Origin of the sequence: Laedolimicola intestinihominis, assembly GCF_040096155.1 — a bacterium.
GTDB lineage: Bacteria > Bacillota > Clostridia > Lachnospirales > Lachnospiraceae > Laedolimicola > Laedolimicola intestinihominis.
In genome coordinates this window covers 16,082-33,645 of the sequence record NZ_JBBMFE010000019.1, presented here as the reverse complement: position 1 = coordinate 33,645, position 17,564 = coordinate 16,082, and the positions used below count along the sequence as shown (strand labels likewise).

General features: G+C 33.7%; 17 protein-coding genes and 1 pseudogene. All 18 read right to left on the bottom strand.

From position 1 onward, the window contains the following. Nucleotides 1-8 precede the first annotated feature (8 nt). On the bottom strand, nt 9-431 hold the full coding sequence (locus WMO29_RS15380) for a UPF0158 family protein (RefSeq protein WP_004611841.1): 423 nt from the start codon (nt 429-431) through the stop codon (nt 9-11). 340 nt (nt 432-771) lie between these two features. Further along, nucleotides 772-1,713: a site-specific integrase gene (locus WMO29_RS15375; protein ID WP_349165387.1), complete on the bottom strand. Its 942-nt coding sequence runs from the start codon at nt 1,711-1,713 to the stop codon at nt 772-774. 226 nt (nt 1,714-1,939) lie between these two features. Then, nucleotides 1,940-3,322 carry a DUF8451 domain-containing protein gene (locus tag WMO29_RS15370; RefSeq protein WP_349165386.1) on the bottom strand — a complete coding sequence of 461 codons (1,383 nt, stop codon included), beginning with the start codon at nt 3,320-3,322 and terminating at the stop codon, nt 1,940-1,942. Between the two features lie 51 nt (nt 3,323-3,373). Continuing rightward, nucleotides 3,374-5,260: a hypothetical protein gene (locus tag WMO29_RS15365; RefSeq protein WP_349165385.1), complete on the bottom strand. Its 1,887-nt coding sequence runs from the start codon at nt 5,258-5,260 to the stop codon at nt 3,374-3,376. Between the two features lie 122 nt (nt 5,261-5,382). Next, entirely contained in the window at nt 5,383-5,778 is a 396-nt protein-coding gene (locus WMO29_RS15360) for an AAA family ATPase (protein ID WP_349165384.1), read from the bottom strand. 2 nt (nt 5,779-5,780) lie between these two features. Continuing rightward, nucleotides 5,781-6,563 (bottom strand): ABC-three component system middle component 1, encoded by a 783-nt coding sequence (locus WMO29_RS15355; RefSeq protein WP_349165383.1) that lies wholly within the window; start codon nt 6,561-6,563, stop codon nt 5,781-5,783. Further along, nucleotides 6,563-8,116, bottom strand: a complete 1,554-nt coding sequence (locus tag WMO29_RS15350; protein ID WP_349165382.1) for a hypothetical protein — start codon at nt 8,114-8,116, stop codon at nt 6,563-6,565. The genes WMO29_RS15355 and WMO29_RS15350 overlap by 1 nt, the downstream gene beginning before the upstream one ends. A gap of 111 nt (nt 8,117-8,227) precedes the next feature. Then, nucleotides 8,228-8,743 carry an NUDIX hydrolase gene (locus tag WMO29_RS15345; protein WP_435391203.1) on the bottom strand — a complete coding sequence of 172 codons (516 nt, stop codon included), beginning with the start codon at nt 8,741-8,743 and terminating at the stop codon, nt 8,228-8,230. After that, a pseudogene (locus WMO29_RS16785) lies at nt 8,735-8,935 on the bottom strand (helix-turn-helix domain-containing protein); the annotation flags it as partial. The gene WMO29_RS15345 and the pseudogene WMO29_RS16785, both read right to left, overlap by 9 nt. Before the next feature lie 38 nt (nt 8,936-8,973). After that, on the bottom strand, nt 8,974-10,068 hold the full coding sequence (locus WMO29_RS15340) for a restriction endonuclease (protein WP_349165380.1): 1,095 nt from the start codon (nt 10,066-10,068) through the stop codon (nt 8,974-8,976). 17 nt (nt 10,069-10,085) lie between these two features. Beyond that, complete coding sequence (locus tag WMO29_RS15335; RefSeq protein ID WP_349165379.1) at nt 10,086-12,815, bottom strand: AAA domain-containing protein; 2,730 nt, start codon at nt 12,813-12,815, stop codon at nt 10,086-10,088. Nucleotides 12,816-12,825: 10 nt separating this feature from the next. Further along, a complete protein-coding gene (locus tag WMO29_RS15330) occupies nt 12,826-13,422 on the bottom strand; it encodes a histidine phosphatase family protein (protein WP_055193886.1) in 597 nt (198 codons plus the stop codon). Nucleotides 13,423-13,432: 10 nt separating this feature from the next. Then, on the bottom strand, nt 13,433-14,134 hold the full coding sequence (locus WMO29_RS15325; protein ID WP_055193884.1) for a class I SAM-dependent methyltransferase: 702 nt from the start codon (nt 14,132-14,134) through the stop codon (nt 13,433-13,435). Then, nucleotides 14,131-14,598 (bottom strand): GNAT family N-acetyltransferase, encoded by a 468-nt coding sequence (locus WMO29_RS15320; RefSeq protein WP_349165378.1) that lies wholly within the window; start codon nt 14,596-14,598, stop codon nt 14,131-14,133. Before WMO29_RS15320 ends, WMO29_RS15325 begins: the two co-directional genes overlap by 4 nt. Nucleotide 14,599: 1 nt before the next feature. Further along, nucleotides 14,600-15,406 carry a GNAT family N-acetyltransferase gene (locus tag WMO29_RS15315; RefSeq protein ID WP_349165377.1) on the bottom strand — a complete coding sequence of 269 codons (807 nt, stop codon included), beginning with the start codon at nt 15,404-15,406 and terminating at the stop codon, nt 14,600-14,602. Between the two features lie 16 nt (nt 15,407-15,422). Next, on the bottom strand, nt 15,423-15,863 hold the full coding sequence (locus WMO29_RS15310) for a GNAT family N-acetyltransferase (protein WP_349165376.1): 441 nt from the start codon (nt 15,861-15,863) through the stop codon (nt 15,423-15,425). 20 nt (nt 15,864-15,883) lie between these two features. Continuing rightward, a complete protein-coding gene (locus WMO29_RS15305; protein ID WP_349165374.1) occupies nt 15,884-17,002 on the bottom strand; it encodes a M24 family metallopeptidase in 1,119 nt (372 codons plus the stop codon). A gap of 1 nt (nt 17,003) precedes the next feature. Beyond that, a complete protein-coding gene (locus WMO29_RS15300) occupies nt 17,004-17,564 on the bottom strand; it encodes an HD domain-containing protein (protein WP_349165372.1) in 561 nt (186 codons plus the stop codon).

The window sequence follows — 17,564 nt, the reverse complement described above, 5'->3', positions numbered from 1 at the left end:
TCTTTCTTTCATTCAACAATATCAATCTTATGTCTTTCAGACCATTGCCTTGCTATTTTTTCATAGGCTTCTTCACGATATTGGTACCACTGTTTTTCCAGATTCAAGTCATACAATTTATCCTTAAATCTTCTAAAAGCACCTCTTCCCTGAATTGTCCTTGCCAATACATCCTGATTCTTTCCCGCCGGAAGCTCGTATATAAACTCTTCCATTATTCGATACTCATTGATATCGTATTGTCCCGGTAACGGTATATAATCCTCGACAAATCCCTCTTTAATATCTTCGAAGAGTTCCGGATTGTCTTCACCATCTACCATTCCATCAAACAACATCAGAACTTTTTCATTGTGGGTATCATAATAATATTCTGTTTCCATATTGGCAAATTCCATTGCCTCGATTATGTCTTCTAATTTTACTTTCATCTTTTATCCTTTTCCGACTTTTTTATTTCCACTTTCAATAATTTTGCTGCAATAGAACTATTTATTTCTTTATTTGTATCGAAATAATCTGCATTCTTGTTCTTGCAAATTCGGACCTTATCTCATTTTCTTCAAAATCTTGAGGAATATCATAGTTCAGATTCGGCATTACTATAATAAACTCCCTGAATTCTCTGATGCAGACTTTAATCCTACTTCCAAAATTACACATGCTCTACTGAGACATTCTATATAATTTTCCTGCCAATCCGATAATCTCTCAAAAGAATTTCTAATTCTCATTACTTATTATTTCCTTTGTCTATAATTTCGCATTCCATTATATATCAATTAAATTAAGCTTATTATTTATAACACTTTCTACATCCTCCTGATTCATCAACCACCTAGAAACATCCTCTATCTTCTTAGTTTCAAACCCCGTAAGATACTTTATCTCACTTAAAGTTAGTCCTTTCTGAATAAGTTTTGAAACACCCTTTAATGCAAGTGTTGTTGTATTTATGTTATTAACTTCTTCTAATTTTTCTTGTATCGTAGCCAGTGCCGAACTGGAGGTAATCTTCTTTCCCTTTGTATTCAAAAAGAAATATTCTCTATTAGGATATCTATGTACCATATTATATTGTCTAATATCAGATACCATTGACTTATCCACACTTAGATTGATTACACTATCTTTATTTCTAATTGTAATAATTCCACCAATGTCATTTACATCAGCCTTTTTTAAGTTTACTAATAAGTTTAGTTTAAATCCATATTTTAAGAGAAGGTTGCATAATATCTTTTGCCCAAATTTATAAAAATCACTTTTTTTTAGATTATTGCAAATTTTTATTATCTCAATTTCAATCTTATCATCTATCGGACAATATATTTCTTGCTTTAATTTTGTATTGCGACATTTTTCAATATCTTCAATCATTTCATTGTTCCTACATCCACCTTCAAGTGCACTACATTCTATCCCACCCATCTTTTTTATATAGTTTTTATAGAACAAATCGATTGCAGACAAAAATCTATTAACTGCCTCTTTTCTATGTGCCTTTGCACTAGAATTATAATATAACACACATGCGCGCACTATATCCTGCCTTAATAATTTGTTATTAAACAAATCCTTAAGATCACAATCTCCATATATATCACAGTAATTTAAAAAAGCTTGATAACATTGCCAATAATTTTCTCCCTTACCACTAACCTTCAGACTTTCAAAATGTGTTTTTAATGCTATAGATAGAAATTGATTCATTTTATCTTCTCCAATCGATAAATCATATAAATTCATTAATCATTTTTAGTCTCAACTCAGTCTCATAACCTTACCTTAAAAATGAGACTAAGTTGAGACTGACTTGAGACTAAGTTTTTCCAACACGTTAAAAGTCCCGATTTTATCACATTTTTAGATTTTTCTTCAGTCTCATAAAGTGTCAAAATTTATGAGACTTTGTTGAGACTAACTTGAGACTGTCTCATTACAATGTCCATGTTGAACTCTTTTTATCGTAAGCAGCACCTGTTACTTTCTTAATTTTCGCATAATCTCTAAACACTGTTGATCTTGATATATCCAATTCTGCCATTACCTGTTCAACTGACAAATGTAGATTCTCGCAAATCATATTATAAATTTTCTGTTCTCTTTCAGATAATGTTTTCTGTTCTGTTGCTTCATCTGCCGCAATTCTGTCTAATGGTATATTAATTCTAAATACATCATCTTCAATCAGCTCTGGTTTACCGCCATCTGAATACATTGGTGTATACTTATAAAGATTTCTTACTCCCGAACCAATAGTATCTGTTCTACCAATATTAGCAAAAAATTGCTGAATTAAAGGATTCTTTGGATATGGAGTAAACTCATCACTCATAATATTTCCATGGCGTCTAGGAATGCACCAATTTTCTGTTCTCATCCAATCTTTTTCGATAATCACCTTTGCTGGATATGCACTTGAATAATCCCTATGCACAAGTATATTACCAATAACCTCTCTTGAAATAATACCTCTAATACTCGTGCTAATATTGTTGATTAAGCAAAATTTATCTGATGTATGCTTTGCAACAAATTCCATTAAAAGATCATATGCCTCTATTAAATTAGTTGTTACCTGCAATCTATCATCATATCTATCTAGATTCTCAACCCTATATAATGCATCGGTAATATATCCAGGACAACAAGACCTTATCACATCATCTTTGCCAAACAATAACACACCTGCAAGATTATATCCTTGAATACCTGATGAAAAATCTTTTTCACATAAGCCAGCACTCTTCAATATTTCCTCATCCGACATTTTCAACCAAGGATGATCCGGATTTTTGCTCTTTGCAAGATTTCTTACTTTATCCATCAAATCCATGCGTAGATCTTCCATTGTAACATATGGGAATATCTTGTGCTCCGCATATGTGTTGCTTTTTCTGTTATACATATTCTGTAGCTGAATCGGAGAGTCCGTAATATCCATATCCCCATCTTCATTTCTGTCATAGATCCTGTTTGCACACTTTTCTACAGTAGATGTTGGCGGAACATACACCCATAACAGCGTCATCCCTTCATATACAATATCCTCTATTGAAAGATATAATGTTGGTGACATCTTATCCGGGTTATTTAGCTGATTCACAAAATTCTTTTTCATATCCTTAACCATATTCGGATTAATGCCTATTGGCGTCCCGTCATCTTCCACACCCATGATGATATACCCACCATATCTGTTAGAAAAAGAACACACCGTTTCATACACATCTTCCTGAATGCCATACTGACAGGTTTTGTACTCTACTGTTATTTTTTCATCTTTTGAAAGCAATTCTTTCATAAAATCACTTGTCATTCTATCGCCTCCATTTTTCACATAATATTACGCTTGTGCATAGTATTGTATTTACCCATAAATTTCTTCTTTTACATTAAAAGATTGTCCAATCCTATTATATTTATAAAATTTGTACAAAATATAGTTTTCTTTATCCATTTCATGCGTTGACAATATTATTTGCTTATCAGAAAAATCATTTCGAAGCACTTCAATTAATGAAGAAATATTTATATCATCCATAGTTTGTACCGGATCATCAATAAGAATAAATCCAATATCATCAGAAGACGCTTTTATGTACTGTTTATTCATCGCAAAAAGGAACGACAAAACAAATCCTGAAAGTTGTCCCGAACTAAATGTATTTAATATGTCGTGCTTGGCATCTCCATTCGAGACAAACCTCATTTCATCTTTACTTACAAATACCCCCAAACCATTTTGATAGTCTTGTAGAATTTTCCCTGTATATATCAACAATGGTACTCTCAATTGTTTCAAAGTAATATTCTTATACTCTTCTACTGATTTGTCATACACCTTGCTCAATTCATTCAACTGTTGACGAATCCTTGTTATCTTTTCTTTTCTAACAATTAAGTCTTTCATTTCCCCCTTAATTACATAAATTTCAGTATTTTCCTTTTCCCAGACAACCTTTTCTAAATATTTAAATTTCTTCTTTAGAGTTTCTACTGTCATCTGCTCCATCATATTCTTTATATCTTCGCCATAAAGTTCCTCTACCTTTTCATATTTGTGCTTAATATAGAGATTATCAAATTCTTGATTCTCTATATTCCTGATTAACCCAGATAACACTCTTTGTATATCTATTATCAAATTGTCGCCTTCTGTTTCAGACACATAGTCTGCAGTAGCAAGATATTTTACCACTTTCTCAACATTAGCTACCCTTCCCGAATCACTGATAAACCCTTTTAAAGACGTTTTTCTCTGTATTAGCAAGTCAATAACACTTTCATCTAGTCCATCCACATATGGATGTACTATCTCCTTTACTTTTTCAACCGCACTTTCCAATTCTTTTCTTTTCAGTGCTATCCGTTCCCCTATACTCCCACTTTCAATTTGCAACAATTTCTCTACTTCCTCAAAGCCATCATTTAATAAAGTTGTATTAGCAAATTTTGTATTACAATATGGACATGCCGCTCCTTGTTCGTCATATTCATTTTTTGCATTTTTCAAAGCATTTCGAGCGTTTGTTAATTTGTCTATTACTTTTTGATTTGCAGAAAAAGTACTTCTCAAACTAAGAATTTCACCTGTAATACTTTTAATTAATGAAAAATCATATTTCTCCAATTTCGGAATTAATTTTTTTAACGCAATAATATCCTCTTCTTTATAGCTAGTCTCCTCAGGAGTTTCCTGTCTAAATAACAAAGTACAATTATAAATTTGTATTGTGGAATCCCACTTTTCCAACTGCTGTTCTACATTTTGCATTGACACCAAATTATTAATTACATATTCTCTATAATCTATATAATCTTGTATCGAATTTCCTTTCAGCACTTTTGATATATCTTCATTCCAACGATAATTTCCATAATCCTTTTTATTCTCCCAAAATGAAATTATACTCTCTAATATATTTATTCCCCTCTTAATTTCAGAATTATCTAACTCCGCAATACTTAAGCTATCCCAAAAATATAAATTCGAATCTTTATTATACAAACCTAAATCTACATACTCTATCTTTTCAACCTCATCCTGCATGTTACTCTTCGATAATGCTTTTAGAATTGCCGCCTTCTTTTTCAATTCATTATCCAGTGTCATAATCTCATCATTAATAAGATGACCACTGGTCCCATTTCTACTCCCAATAAGATCTACTACTACTCTTTTTCTGTCATCTATAAAACCTGTATTTAACAAAACATTCATAGCATTTTTTCTATCAGAAATTGTTCTTTTCAAAAAGTGTACAGACTCGGCCTGCGAAACATAATAATATACATTAAAATTTTTAGCTCTATATTTTATTAAGTTCTCATTATCTACAGAATCTTTCCAATCATCATAACTACAAAGAAAACTATCTAGTTCCTCAGTGGAAATAAACCCCTAATTTCGCCATAATAAATTGAATCTTCAACCTCTAATTTATGATTATTGTTTAATATTTTTGCAAATATAGTAAGGAAGTCACTTTGTTCATTTCTCAAAGTCAAAACAACATATCCATCCTCATTTGCTTTATTAAGCAAAATATTCTTGCCCAAATTTGTGGTTTTCTTCTCTATTCCTTTATCAAGACGTGTAATATTCTTTGAAAATATCAACTCTATCGCATCAAAAAATGTAGTTTTTCCAAAACCATTGGGTCCAGACAAAATAATTGGATTTTTTTCATATTCAATACGAAATTCATAAAATTGCGCATTATCAAAGCACTTGAAATTTTTCACACGTAAATTTACAATTTTATACTGCATTACTACGCCTCCTCCATTAGTTTGTTTAAGATCACATCAATTTCCTTTTCTGTGATAGCAATCTCCTCTAGTTCTATCAAATCTTCTATTTCAATCTTATTTGCTTTAATTGCTTCATCATATTTTACCAAATCATTAGCTAATGCATCCTTAACCATCTTTTCCAAAGAAATATCATCCGAAGTTGCCTTGAATTTGTACTGTAAAAATGGAATCTTTGAAAACAGTCTAATTACAAGCTCATAGACGCTATTATAATTTGTACCATTCATAAGCGAATAGTAATTTTCCTCAACATCCGCCAACTCTGAAAGTATCTCAACAATATTTTTGTCACTATAATCAGATAAGACATTTTTTAATCCAACTACCTGCTTTTCTGTATATGGTAAAATATATCTTTTAAAATAATTCGGTGACTCTTCAATTGAATAAATCAAATTTCTGTACTTGGTCAACATATTTTTTTCCGAAAAATTAACAAGGTATATGGCTGATGTATTCTTATCAATCTGTGATATTTCTTGCACAGTTTTAAAAGAATTAATTATTGAGTACTTTATTCCTTTTTTATCACTTTCTGCATCAATATATTCTTCCTCTAATTTGTCCAATTCTGCTCTTATGAGTTCCTCTTTATCTGAAATGTTAGTACAGTCAATAAAATTCAAGATAAAATAGCTGACAACATTTTTATCAGTATTAACATAAAACATTCTGTTATCTTCTTCCCATGTTTTAGCAAAATTATATTGTTCAAACAATTTATTCATTATCTCATTCATTACTTCAATTCTCCTAATGCCTTATTTCTATCTATAAGTCTAATAACTTTAGGTCTGTTACAATCTTTCTTCATCTTGTCAATTGTAGAAGAAGTCATTCCACTTATCTCTTTTAATTCTTTTTCTGTTAACACACTTATGTCCCCGCCATTAAAAAATAGAGATTCTTCAGATAATCGATCTGTAATTAAAACATCACATTCGTATAGTAATGACCTATCTGATTCTTTTCCCAATTCTTTTCTCAAATTCTTTTGGAATTCATTTATGTCATAACTGCTATCCAATGTTAACCTATATGTCTTATTACCATCTTTTACTGTCTGATATGCATTATTTTTTTCAAGCCCTAACGTTTTGATTTCATCCAAAAGATTAAGAAATAAATGCGAAACCAAACTATCTTGTGGCAAATTATTGTTTTTGCCTACTACAGGTGTTTTTAATATTAAATTATGAATAATCTGATTTTTATCAATTTCCGTTTTTTCATTCAAGATGCTAATTTGCTTAAACAAATTGCAAGCATCAGAACCATTACAATCTTTACAATTGCTTTCAGTACAATGATTCCATGGCTCATTTGGATACTCTGCATACGCATCTCGAATGCTTCTTAACACCTGAAAATATTGATATGCAACAGTATCTATTCTTTCGTGATAATCTACTATTATCTGCTCTACCATCTCACTAAATGTCAATATACATTTTCCAATCTTGCTGTTTTCAATATAAAAGTCCGTAATTCTATTTTTCATGTACAGTAACAGCTGATCATAGACCAATGCTGCATAATCAACATCAACAAACGTATACTCCGGACATTTTATCGTTAATATTTCAACTATCACCCCATATGCTTTTAAGCGAATCTCTTTTACATTATCGTATTTTTCATCATATGCACACAAGAACGCTTCATCATCACATAATAACGGATTATCCTTTTTTAACTCTTCTATTTTCTTCTCTATGATAGTTTTGTATGTATCTAATGCATTATCAATCTCTATAATTACTGACTGTATCTTAGCTATATCCTTTGAATTTTTAGATACATACTTTATTAAACTATACACATCCGCCTTTTTATGATTTCCTGACACTTTGTCCAGAACAATATAATCATCTTCTTTATCTGTATCCGCAATATCCTTTTTTTCTATTACTTTTTTCTTTAATTGATTCTTCAGCATACTAGTATATGTCAATGTTGATGAAACAAAATCTACCGGGATTCTTTTTCCATTTGCTATATGAAAATACCCATATTCCGCTTCATTTTGAAGAATTTCAATTACGAATGAAAATTTATCATTTTGTTCCAGTCTTATTGCACCTGCCTTGACTTGATGCAATGAAATGTATTTAGAATCTTTTCTTATAGAAAAATCTTCTTCACCTTCAATTTGTAAATCATAACCTGAAATACTTTTACCGTTTTGCAATAAATCCAATATACTTTTTAACGCAATATACAAAGCTACATGTCCTTGATATTCATAATCTTCCCAAGATGTAATTGCGCTTATAGGCTCAATCAATAACATTTCCATTCTTCTCTTAACAAACTACTTGCTAAAATTTCTCCTCTCCGCTTTACTACAAGCTTTTCCAACAGTCTCTTACATGAACCAACACTTTTGACAAACAATTCATTACTACTTGTCCACTTCCATAAAGAAGTATTCCAGTGTCTCCACAAATATATTATGTTCAAACAGTTCCTTAATTTGCTCCCGATTCATCCAAGCAACCTGTGCAACTTCATCCGTTGTGGCATTGCCCAAATCAACTTCTCCATCATATTCAAACAGCCAAACGTCCATAATATCATTAAAGATTTTTCCCTCAATGATTTTTCGTGTCTTTGTAAAAAGAACCTGTCCATTTTCCGGCATTAAATCAACGCCAACCTCTTCCTTTGCCTCCCGGATCGCTCCTAATAAACTATCCTCACCTTTTACAACCGAACCGCCTACACATTCCCACATCAAAGGGTATGTCGGCCTGTTTGCGGAACGCTGCGAGATAAGGTACTCTCCCTTAGAATTTCGAATCCATACATGCACCACCAAATGGTAGCCATCTATCGGTAACTGTTCGCCCCTGACATGATCTTTTCCCAGAAGCTCTCTGTTCTCATTATACAAATCCCATATTTCTGCATCCGGCACATACTCCACAATATCCCCAAAATCTACATGTAAGGTTTTGCAGATTTTGCTAAGAATTGTAAGGCTTACCTCTTCATCACGGCGGAGCTTTGTCATTGTGTTAGGAGCGATTTCTGCCTTCTTACGCAAATCTGATTTACTCATTTTTTTATCAACTAATAGTTTCCATAATTTATTGTATGATACTGCCATAACACTGTCTCCATTCAACTTCAATAGTTATCATTTTCCTACCTGCAATCCATTATCTGTTTCATTAACTCTGAATAGTCTATTAAATTCATTCTACTTTTTATCGTCTGTTGAAATCTACGAGCATCCTTTGAGAAATATGAGTTCGTTACCATTATTCCTGCTGTAACCCTGTCCGCTTCAACAGTTCCATATAGTTGTCTAACAAGTCCAACATTCACAGGATGCTTAGGCGCTTTCTTTTTACATTCAGCATAAATCACCAAATCGCCTAACATTGAATTATTAAGAACAATCAAATCCTTACCACCATCTCTTGTCTGTTTCGTAAGTTGCACATTATATCCTTTTCTTTCAAATAATTCACAAACCAGTTCCTCAAACTGTCTAGGAGTAATTTCTTGAAGTATTTCTGGTCTTAATGCAACTTTATCCACAAGTGAATGCGTTACTACCTTTATATCATTTTTTAATTCGTCTGGTACTCTAATAATTTTTCGTTCTGGAACAACTATCTCTGGATGTTGTAGAGATACACCACCTTTATATGTATATATTTGATGTATATCCTTTTCAAAATCAAGAAAATATTCGTTAAGCCCCTCGCCCTTTAGTTTTGTATGAAGCTTTTCAGCTATCGTTCTAGGCGTTAAATTTTGCTTATCAAGTTCTTTAAAAATACTTTCTACAATACTGTCACTCGAGATACGGGCACCAAGATAATCACTAATAAACAATAATATCTGTTTATCTGTTAATGGCTTTAACCTTATTTCATAATCAAAATTTATATCAAATTTATTTTCTCTAGCAGTGCATATATAACACCCTCTAGCATTTTTAATGTGCTCTACCATTTGTTGTTTATATCTATATGTTTCGTCCAAACCATCCACTAAACAAACAACATCTGTAAAATCAGATGGATGTTTCCATCTTTTATTTCCCATCCGTGAAAAATCCATCGTTTCATACCAGATTTCCCTTCCTTTTTCCTCTAATATCTTTCCAATTATATTTAACAAAAAAGTTTTACCACTTCCTGCCGCACCTGTTATCAAGAATTTGCCATATGGTTTCATCCTGACAACATCTAAAAGTTCCTGTAACTCGTCCCTTCTTATAATCTCCATACGGATCTTTCCTTTCGTTACCCAACCAACTTATCCAACATCTCGATAATCTTTTCTTTCTCGCCACTACCATTAGTCATAAATCTCAGTAATGGAATTTCATACAACTCCATAATATGATTTTTCAACAAATCTCTTGAAGCCTGAACAGTATCCTCTTTATGGTATTCATATCCGTCAACCTCAATCGCCAACACAGGCTTTTTACCAATTCTATTATAAATCAGAAAATCTAAATGTGTTGCTGGATTCATTGCATACTGACATTCCTGCTCATTTAATAGTTCTGGATTCTTAATCAACATATTCAACGGAAAATGACAAACAACATCCAAGCTTGAATACTTGTTAGCGGAGATAATGTCCTCTATCAATGAATACATCAGGTTTTCCGAATCATATTCTGATACTTTTTTGTGCTTCTGCAAATATACCCTTCTTTCCTCAGTATACTGCTTGTAAAGGTAATCAAAAATCGAATAAATCTTGCTTTCAGTAACCTCAAAATTATTATACTGAATATAATCAATCAAATCTGTTATATTGCGCTCTTTTGATTGCTCATTTCCAGTTACAACCAGCATCAATTTCTTTTTCGCTCTTGATACAGCAACATTGATTAAATACGGATCATCTGCAAAATCAGATATCTCATCATCCACAGTAGATATAATAATATTCTCTTTTTCCTTACCCTGGAACTTATGCACCGTAGCCGCATCAATATCTGTAATCTCCTTGCTTAATGCTTCTACCTGATTTTTGTATGGTGCAATAATTCCCGTTTCTTCCGGATTTGAAACATATTTGGGTATAATCTCATTTTTAATAACATCTATCTGGCGCTGGCTATAATGGTTACGCTCATGATTTCCCGCTACCGTCTTTACTACCGACAAAACATCTTCTTCACCCTTATCCGTTGTCATAATAATCAATTCCCCACGATAAAATTTCTGATTATAGAAATTTATTATTTTAGGGTGACACCTATAATGCTCCCGTAACAATGTTTGTGTTACATTTGGCATAACATCCAAAATGGATTGCAGAAAACTATTTGTATACTGATATCCCTCACTAATATGAAAACTGTCAAATATAGCTTTTGCTTTAGCCTTTGTATCATCTTTAACAACATTAGGAAGTTGCTTGGTATCACCCACAATAACAACATTCCTTGCACATGACAATGCCAACGCACCAGTTGCAATATCTACCTGTGACGCTTCATCCATGATAAGGTAATCATACACCACATCTGAATTCAGGCTGTTTCTTGATGAAAATGTTGTACTTAATATAACCGGATACTCAACCAGTACATCATATGGTTCCTTCCACAGATTATCTTCACTAAAAGTTTTCCTACTACTGTTACCTTCATATTTCCTTGCCAGTTTATCTTTTAGGACAACCATTGACTGATTGCATAAATCCTCAAGCAAATTTTTATTAACACTATTTAAATACTTTTCAATATCTGCAATTTCTGCAGACAACTCCGCTTGCTTTGCACGATAATACATTGCCTGAAAGGTTGTAATTATCTTTGAAATATCCTGCTTATAAATGCCCCAATCGGTTACTCCATATTTAAATAAGGCTTTTATCTTAAACCAAAATCCTATTGCCGTTTTTTCTTCTGAAATCAACTGGCAATCCTGCCACAATACCATCCATTGCTTTGAAGATAGCTTTTTCTTGAACTTAATACTATCTGTATGAACATCTGATTCTTTAACATATTGATTGAAATATTCCTGTTCAGTAACCAACTGTGAAAGTTCCTGCCTTAAACACGCCAGTTTTTCCTGCTTATCAAAAACGCTTTTTAACTGACTGGATTGGTCAGCTATTCCCTTTTGCAAAACACTTGGATCTTCTTGCGTTTTCCATGACGAAAAATCTGGATAAGCGGCGTCCTGATGCTCAACAAATGATTTCTTATTTTTAGAACTTCCTAATGTCGCAGCAACAAAACCCAAATTGTACTTGGGTGATGATAATTTTTCATACACATTTTCTGTTGCCGAATTATTATTGGATACTATCTGTACCGTTTTCCCTTGCATTAATATATTGGCAATAATATTCAATATCGTTTGTGTCTTTCCCGTTCCTGGAGGTCCCTGTATAACACTAATCTGATTCTCCATGGCATTTTTTACAGCCTTATACTGACTGTTATTGCATCCAAATGGGAAAATCGGAATGTATTCCCGTCCTATTCTTTTTCCTTGCAATGATGATGGATTCAAATACTTTGCTAAAGCTACATCACTACCCACAAAAGAAATCTTGTCAAACCTCGTAGACAATAATTTTTCACCAGTTTCTTCATTCCTAATATTACTCAGACCGGCAATTTGCTTTATATATTCAAATACATTTGATGACTGACTCTGAGTAAGACATGATTCCACAATATTTAACTCACTGCGATGATAATCTCTTTCACTCCCATTGCCAAAACAAATATGCCAATAAGACTCATATCTGCTTCTAAACACATATATTGCTTTAACATCAAAAAACTCGCGTCCTTCTCTGCTAATACGATACATATCAGGATTTAAAACATCTGGCTCAGTCAATTTTTCCACATTCAAATATGCATAAGAGTATATTTTTCCAGTATTGAATTTTACATCCCATTTTTGAGTATTTCTATTGTAACCACATGACATTATTTCGGATGTCTTTATTTCACCCTTGATAATGACCATATAATATCGTGTATTCATCTATTCCTCACTACTTCTTATCCGCACGCTGATTGTCCTTGAATTCCTTCTCCACATAGCAATGTTCATGCTTACCAACCAACTTATCACCTTCAAAATCCAGTTCAATAATATATGGCATCCAGTCGATAATTCTTAGAAAATCTTCACATCCAAAGCTGTTATCATAAAAATTCAATATAGTACTAAGGGCAGTACCATGGGTTCCTAAAACAATATCTTTATCCGTATTATCTGATAAAATCTCGTTTAGCGCCTCTATGTTACGATTTTGAACCATAGCAATGGATTCTCCACCCTCTTCATGATAATCATGGTCAGCCCAACGTTTCTGGAACATTCCGTGGTTGTTGCCATCAGGACCTTTTTCACGCTCCCTTAATCTCTCATCTGTTATAATTTCTTTTCCGAAAAAAGCTGCCGCATCTGCAATGGTATCCATGCTGCGTTTGTATGGACTACAATAAAACGCATCTATTTTCTTGTCCTTCAAAAATTCTAGTACAATTGCAGAATCTTTCTTGCCTTCTTCCGTCAAAGGTCTTGTTCTGTCTTCTTTCCAATCATGTTCCGGCTGTGCGTGACGCACGAAATACACTCTTGTCATACCGTGTCTCCTATCTCTTCTCAATAATCAAATGATGAAAAAATGCGATGTCTTTATATCCATCCATATCCGATACTCGCATCTCGATTTCCACCATTTTATCCTGCCAGTCAACATCCTTATGTATTTCCTGATTTTGTTGCATATCCCAGAAAGTTCTCATTCCCAGTGTCTTCGTAATTGCAAGTTCCGGACACCATTTTTCAATATCTGCATCCTCATAGTAACGAATTGCTCCGTACTTTGAAGCCATTCCGTCATTACCATCTAACAGACTATGGGCATGTTCAAAATCATTCAAAAGTACAACCATCTGCATAACCCGACCTGCACGATTATGTTTCACAATAGAAATCTTGCCATTAGGTTTTAAAATCCTTGCAAACTCTTTAACAATATCCTCTCTATCTTCGGCGTACTCCAAGACATTGTGACAGATAATCATATCAAAGGTCTCATTATCAAATTTATGCAATTCATCGGTACTACCAACAATTTGTGTATATTGGTTGTCTATCCATCGCTCTTTTATGCTATCTCCATCCGGTTCAATGGCTGTTACATCGTTATGCTCTGCCAGATAGTTTGCGGTTACACCTATACCACTTCCAAAATCAAGTATCTTCTTATCTCGAATTTCTCCTAATCGTTTCCATACAATTCTCTTCATGAGACATTCCCAAGGTTGTAAGTCTGTTACTTTATGCATCATACCAGCTCCATTTCATCTTCCATTTTTACAAATCCATATTTTTCATACAATGGCCGCCCCATATCTGTTGCCTCTAAGGCTATCTGCGACACGCCCTGTTCCCTCGCATCATTTACCAGTAAATCCAATGTATGAAATGCAATCCCCTGTCTCCGATATTCCGATGCTGTATACATATTCATAATATAAGCCTTTTTACCTGTTGGATTATGGTAGGTCTGCATAACCTGATAAAAACTCAATCCACCAGCTCCGATAAACTTTCCGTTATCATACACCAAATATGCAATATGCTCACCGCTTTCCAACGCACGCCTATAATAGGCATATGATTCTTCCTCAACAACAGACATATCCTCATCATCTGACAACTTATTTGCTGCACGAAGGACAATTATTCTTGTTCTTACCAATTCATCTATATCTTCCATTGTTGCTCTTTTACATTCAAATCTTTCTACCATCCTACACCTCTACCAGCAAAGACTCTCCTTTTGAATAATCTCCACTTGTCCATTGCCATTGTTCAGAAAGTTCTATTTTCTCGTTTTCTTGTACAGTTGGCACACTATGGCACTTACCTGTCTTTATTTGCATATTCTGATTCATGTGGTGATACACAAAATCAAGTTCCCCATTACATAAAACCGATCCAATCAACGAACCTTTTAATATATCTCCACCGCTATATTCAGCCCACAATAGATTTCCATTCTGATGATATGTAAAGTTGGTCTGTTCACCAACCTCACCGTTTTCAGAATTCATTTTGGGAATAAATTTTCTTCCATCATAATTTATATCTGTCGAGATTTTATGAAGTTCCTTTTCCATAACCTCATACGCAAGTATCACTCCATTTTCTACAGGATAACGCTCATGCATTACAGTCACAAATCCGAGCTTTTCATAAAGGGCTGCCGCCGGAAGTGACGCATCCAGATATGCCTTATCAAATTTTTCGCCAATCTGTTCTTCAATATTTTTCATAATAAAAGTGCCATATCCCTTTTTCTGGTGTTCCGGAAGGACATAAACTCTTGTAATGTGATCATCCACAAAACAACCTGTTGCTACGATTGTTCCATCTATTTTTAGCACACTTACATAACCATTTTTAATATCCTTTTCTATAGCATCCTCACGGTGATGTTCGCTGAAAAAATCTACTACTTCCATTGGATAATACTTCGGATATATTGTTTTTATTGTATGCTGCACCACATTGTACACAGCCTGTAAATCTTCTGGTTTTGCTAATTCATATATCATAATCTTGCTCCTTATTTTACATATCAATCCACTGTATAAATGCAGTCTTGTCAGAACTGTTATAACCGGCATTTCGATAGAAATTCAATGTACTTTCTTCCTTTGAACCTGTAAGCAACATCATCTTGTAGCAATTATTCTCTTCTGCAATTTTCTTAGCAAAATTTAGACAATCTGTAGCATAACCTTTCTTTCGATACTCCCCATGTGTTACCACATTTTCAACAAATGCATATGGGCGAACATTTCTTGTGAGATTGGGAATAATCACACATACGCAGGATGCCACGATCTTGCCATCAATCTCACAAACAATAAGATGATGATTGGCATCATTTATAATATTGTCCCATGTGCTTCTTAAATGTTGTGAATCTTCCGGTATACTTTTTTCATGAAGATACAGATAAAGCTGTAATATTTCATCTAAATCATTTTTGTTTGCTTCTCTAATCATTTTTTCATCCAATCTATATCTTAAAGTTCCATCAACCCGTTTTCGTCAAAGTAATAAATATTCTCTTTCTTATATCCATACTTTGAATCCGGAAATGCTATGTGCGGTTCAAATGTAAAATATTTTACATCAGCAAGTTTGGTCATATTACCTTTTTCAATGTAAACTCTATCACCTTTGGTTTTTACAATGGAATGCCCCAGATTGCCCATAAAATCAAGATTCACAAATCCATTTTCTACGATGTACCTATTCATATGATAGTACAATTCCTCAAAGGTTGTTTCCTTCGTGGCAAAACGCAATAATTCTATATGTAATTTTTCTTCCATCTGCAGACCGCTTTTCCATTCCGGATTTTCAATCAGCCCTATATCCTCTACAACCTTACCATTTCCCACAATAATAGTTCTCGCATAATCTCCCCAGATATTCCCCATCTGCGGACTTAAATCAATGGTTATTATATCGTTGTTTCCTATAACTCTATTCGAAGTTACATACTGCTTACCAGATACAGAAACAGTTGTTTCATCTCCTGCAAATACAAATGCACCAACATCCCAATACCAGAACGAATCTGCACCCAACTTTAACAGTTTTTCCTCACAAAACTTTCGGATCTCAAGTAAATTCATTCCCGGCTTGATAATTTTTTTAATGTATTCTATAGTCTGTTTCGCTACCAGCTGTATCCGACTGTAAGACTGCTTTTCTATCTGCAGATACTTTTCAATCAATTTAGGCTGAATCAACGGATACGTCCAGTTTTGGGGCAACTCATCCATAAGCTCAACCTTCTCTATCTCACTTTCCAGCTGGCCTGAAAATTCCGTTATTTTTGCAAAACATAATAATCCAAATGTTTCCTCACCGGTCTCATCTACACTATTCTTACCCTTGACGGAATAAACGCATATTGGCTTAATATCAAACTGTATGGCACCTGTTTCTTCCTGCAGTTCTCTCTTAGCAGTTTCCAAAATATCTTCTCCAACTTCACGATGACCTCCCGGAGCCTCATAGGTATCTCGTTCTTTATGTTTGCAAAATACCCATTTGCCATTGCTCTGTGAAATAATTACTGCAAATTTCAATAGTGAATCATCTACTGTATCATAAAATTTTACTTCCAACATATCACTTTTCTCCTTCCCATTCTGCCATAAACTCTTCAAGAAAGTCCTCCATAACAGCTTGTCTATGCATAGCCATTTTCTTTGCAGTTTCAGTATTCATCATATTTTTAAGCAGCAGGAGTTTTTCATAAAAGTGATTAATACTTGTAGAATTATGGTTCTGATTATAATCCGCCTTATTCATATTAGTCATAGGTTTTATATCCGGATCATGTATTCTTCTTCCTTTACTACCGCCATATGCAAATGCCCTTGCAATTCCAATAGCTCCTATAGCATTAAGTCTGTCCGCATCCTGTACACATTTTCCTTCTAATGTGCTTGGTACAACTGAATCCGTTCCTGCAAAAGAAACCTCATCTATAATCTTGCACACAGAAGCTATAACTTTATCATCCACGACATTATTGTTCATAAATCCAACTGCATTTTTCTTTGGCTCGTGTGTTTCCGGTGAAAGCTTAACATCATCTACATCGTGTAATAAAGCAGCCAACTGCACAATCAACATCTCTGCGTTTTCTTGCTCTGCAATCTCTATAGCCAAACGATAAACCCTCAT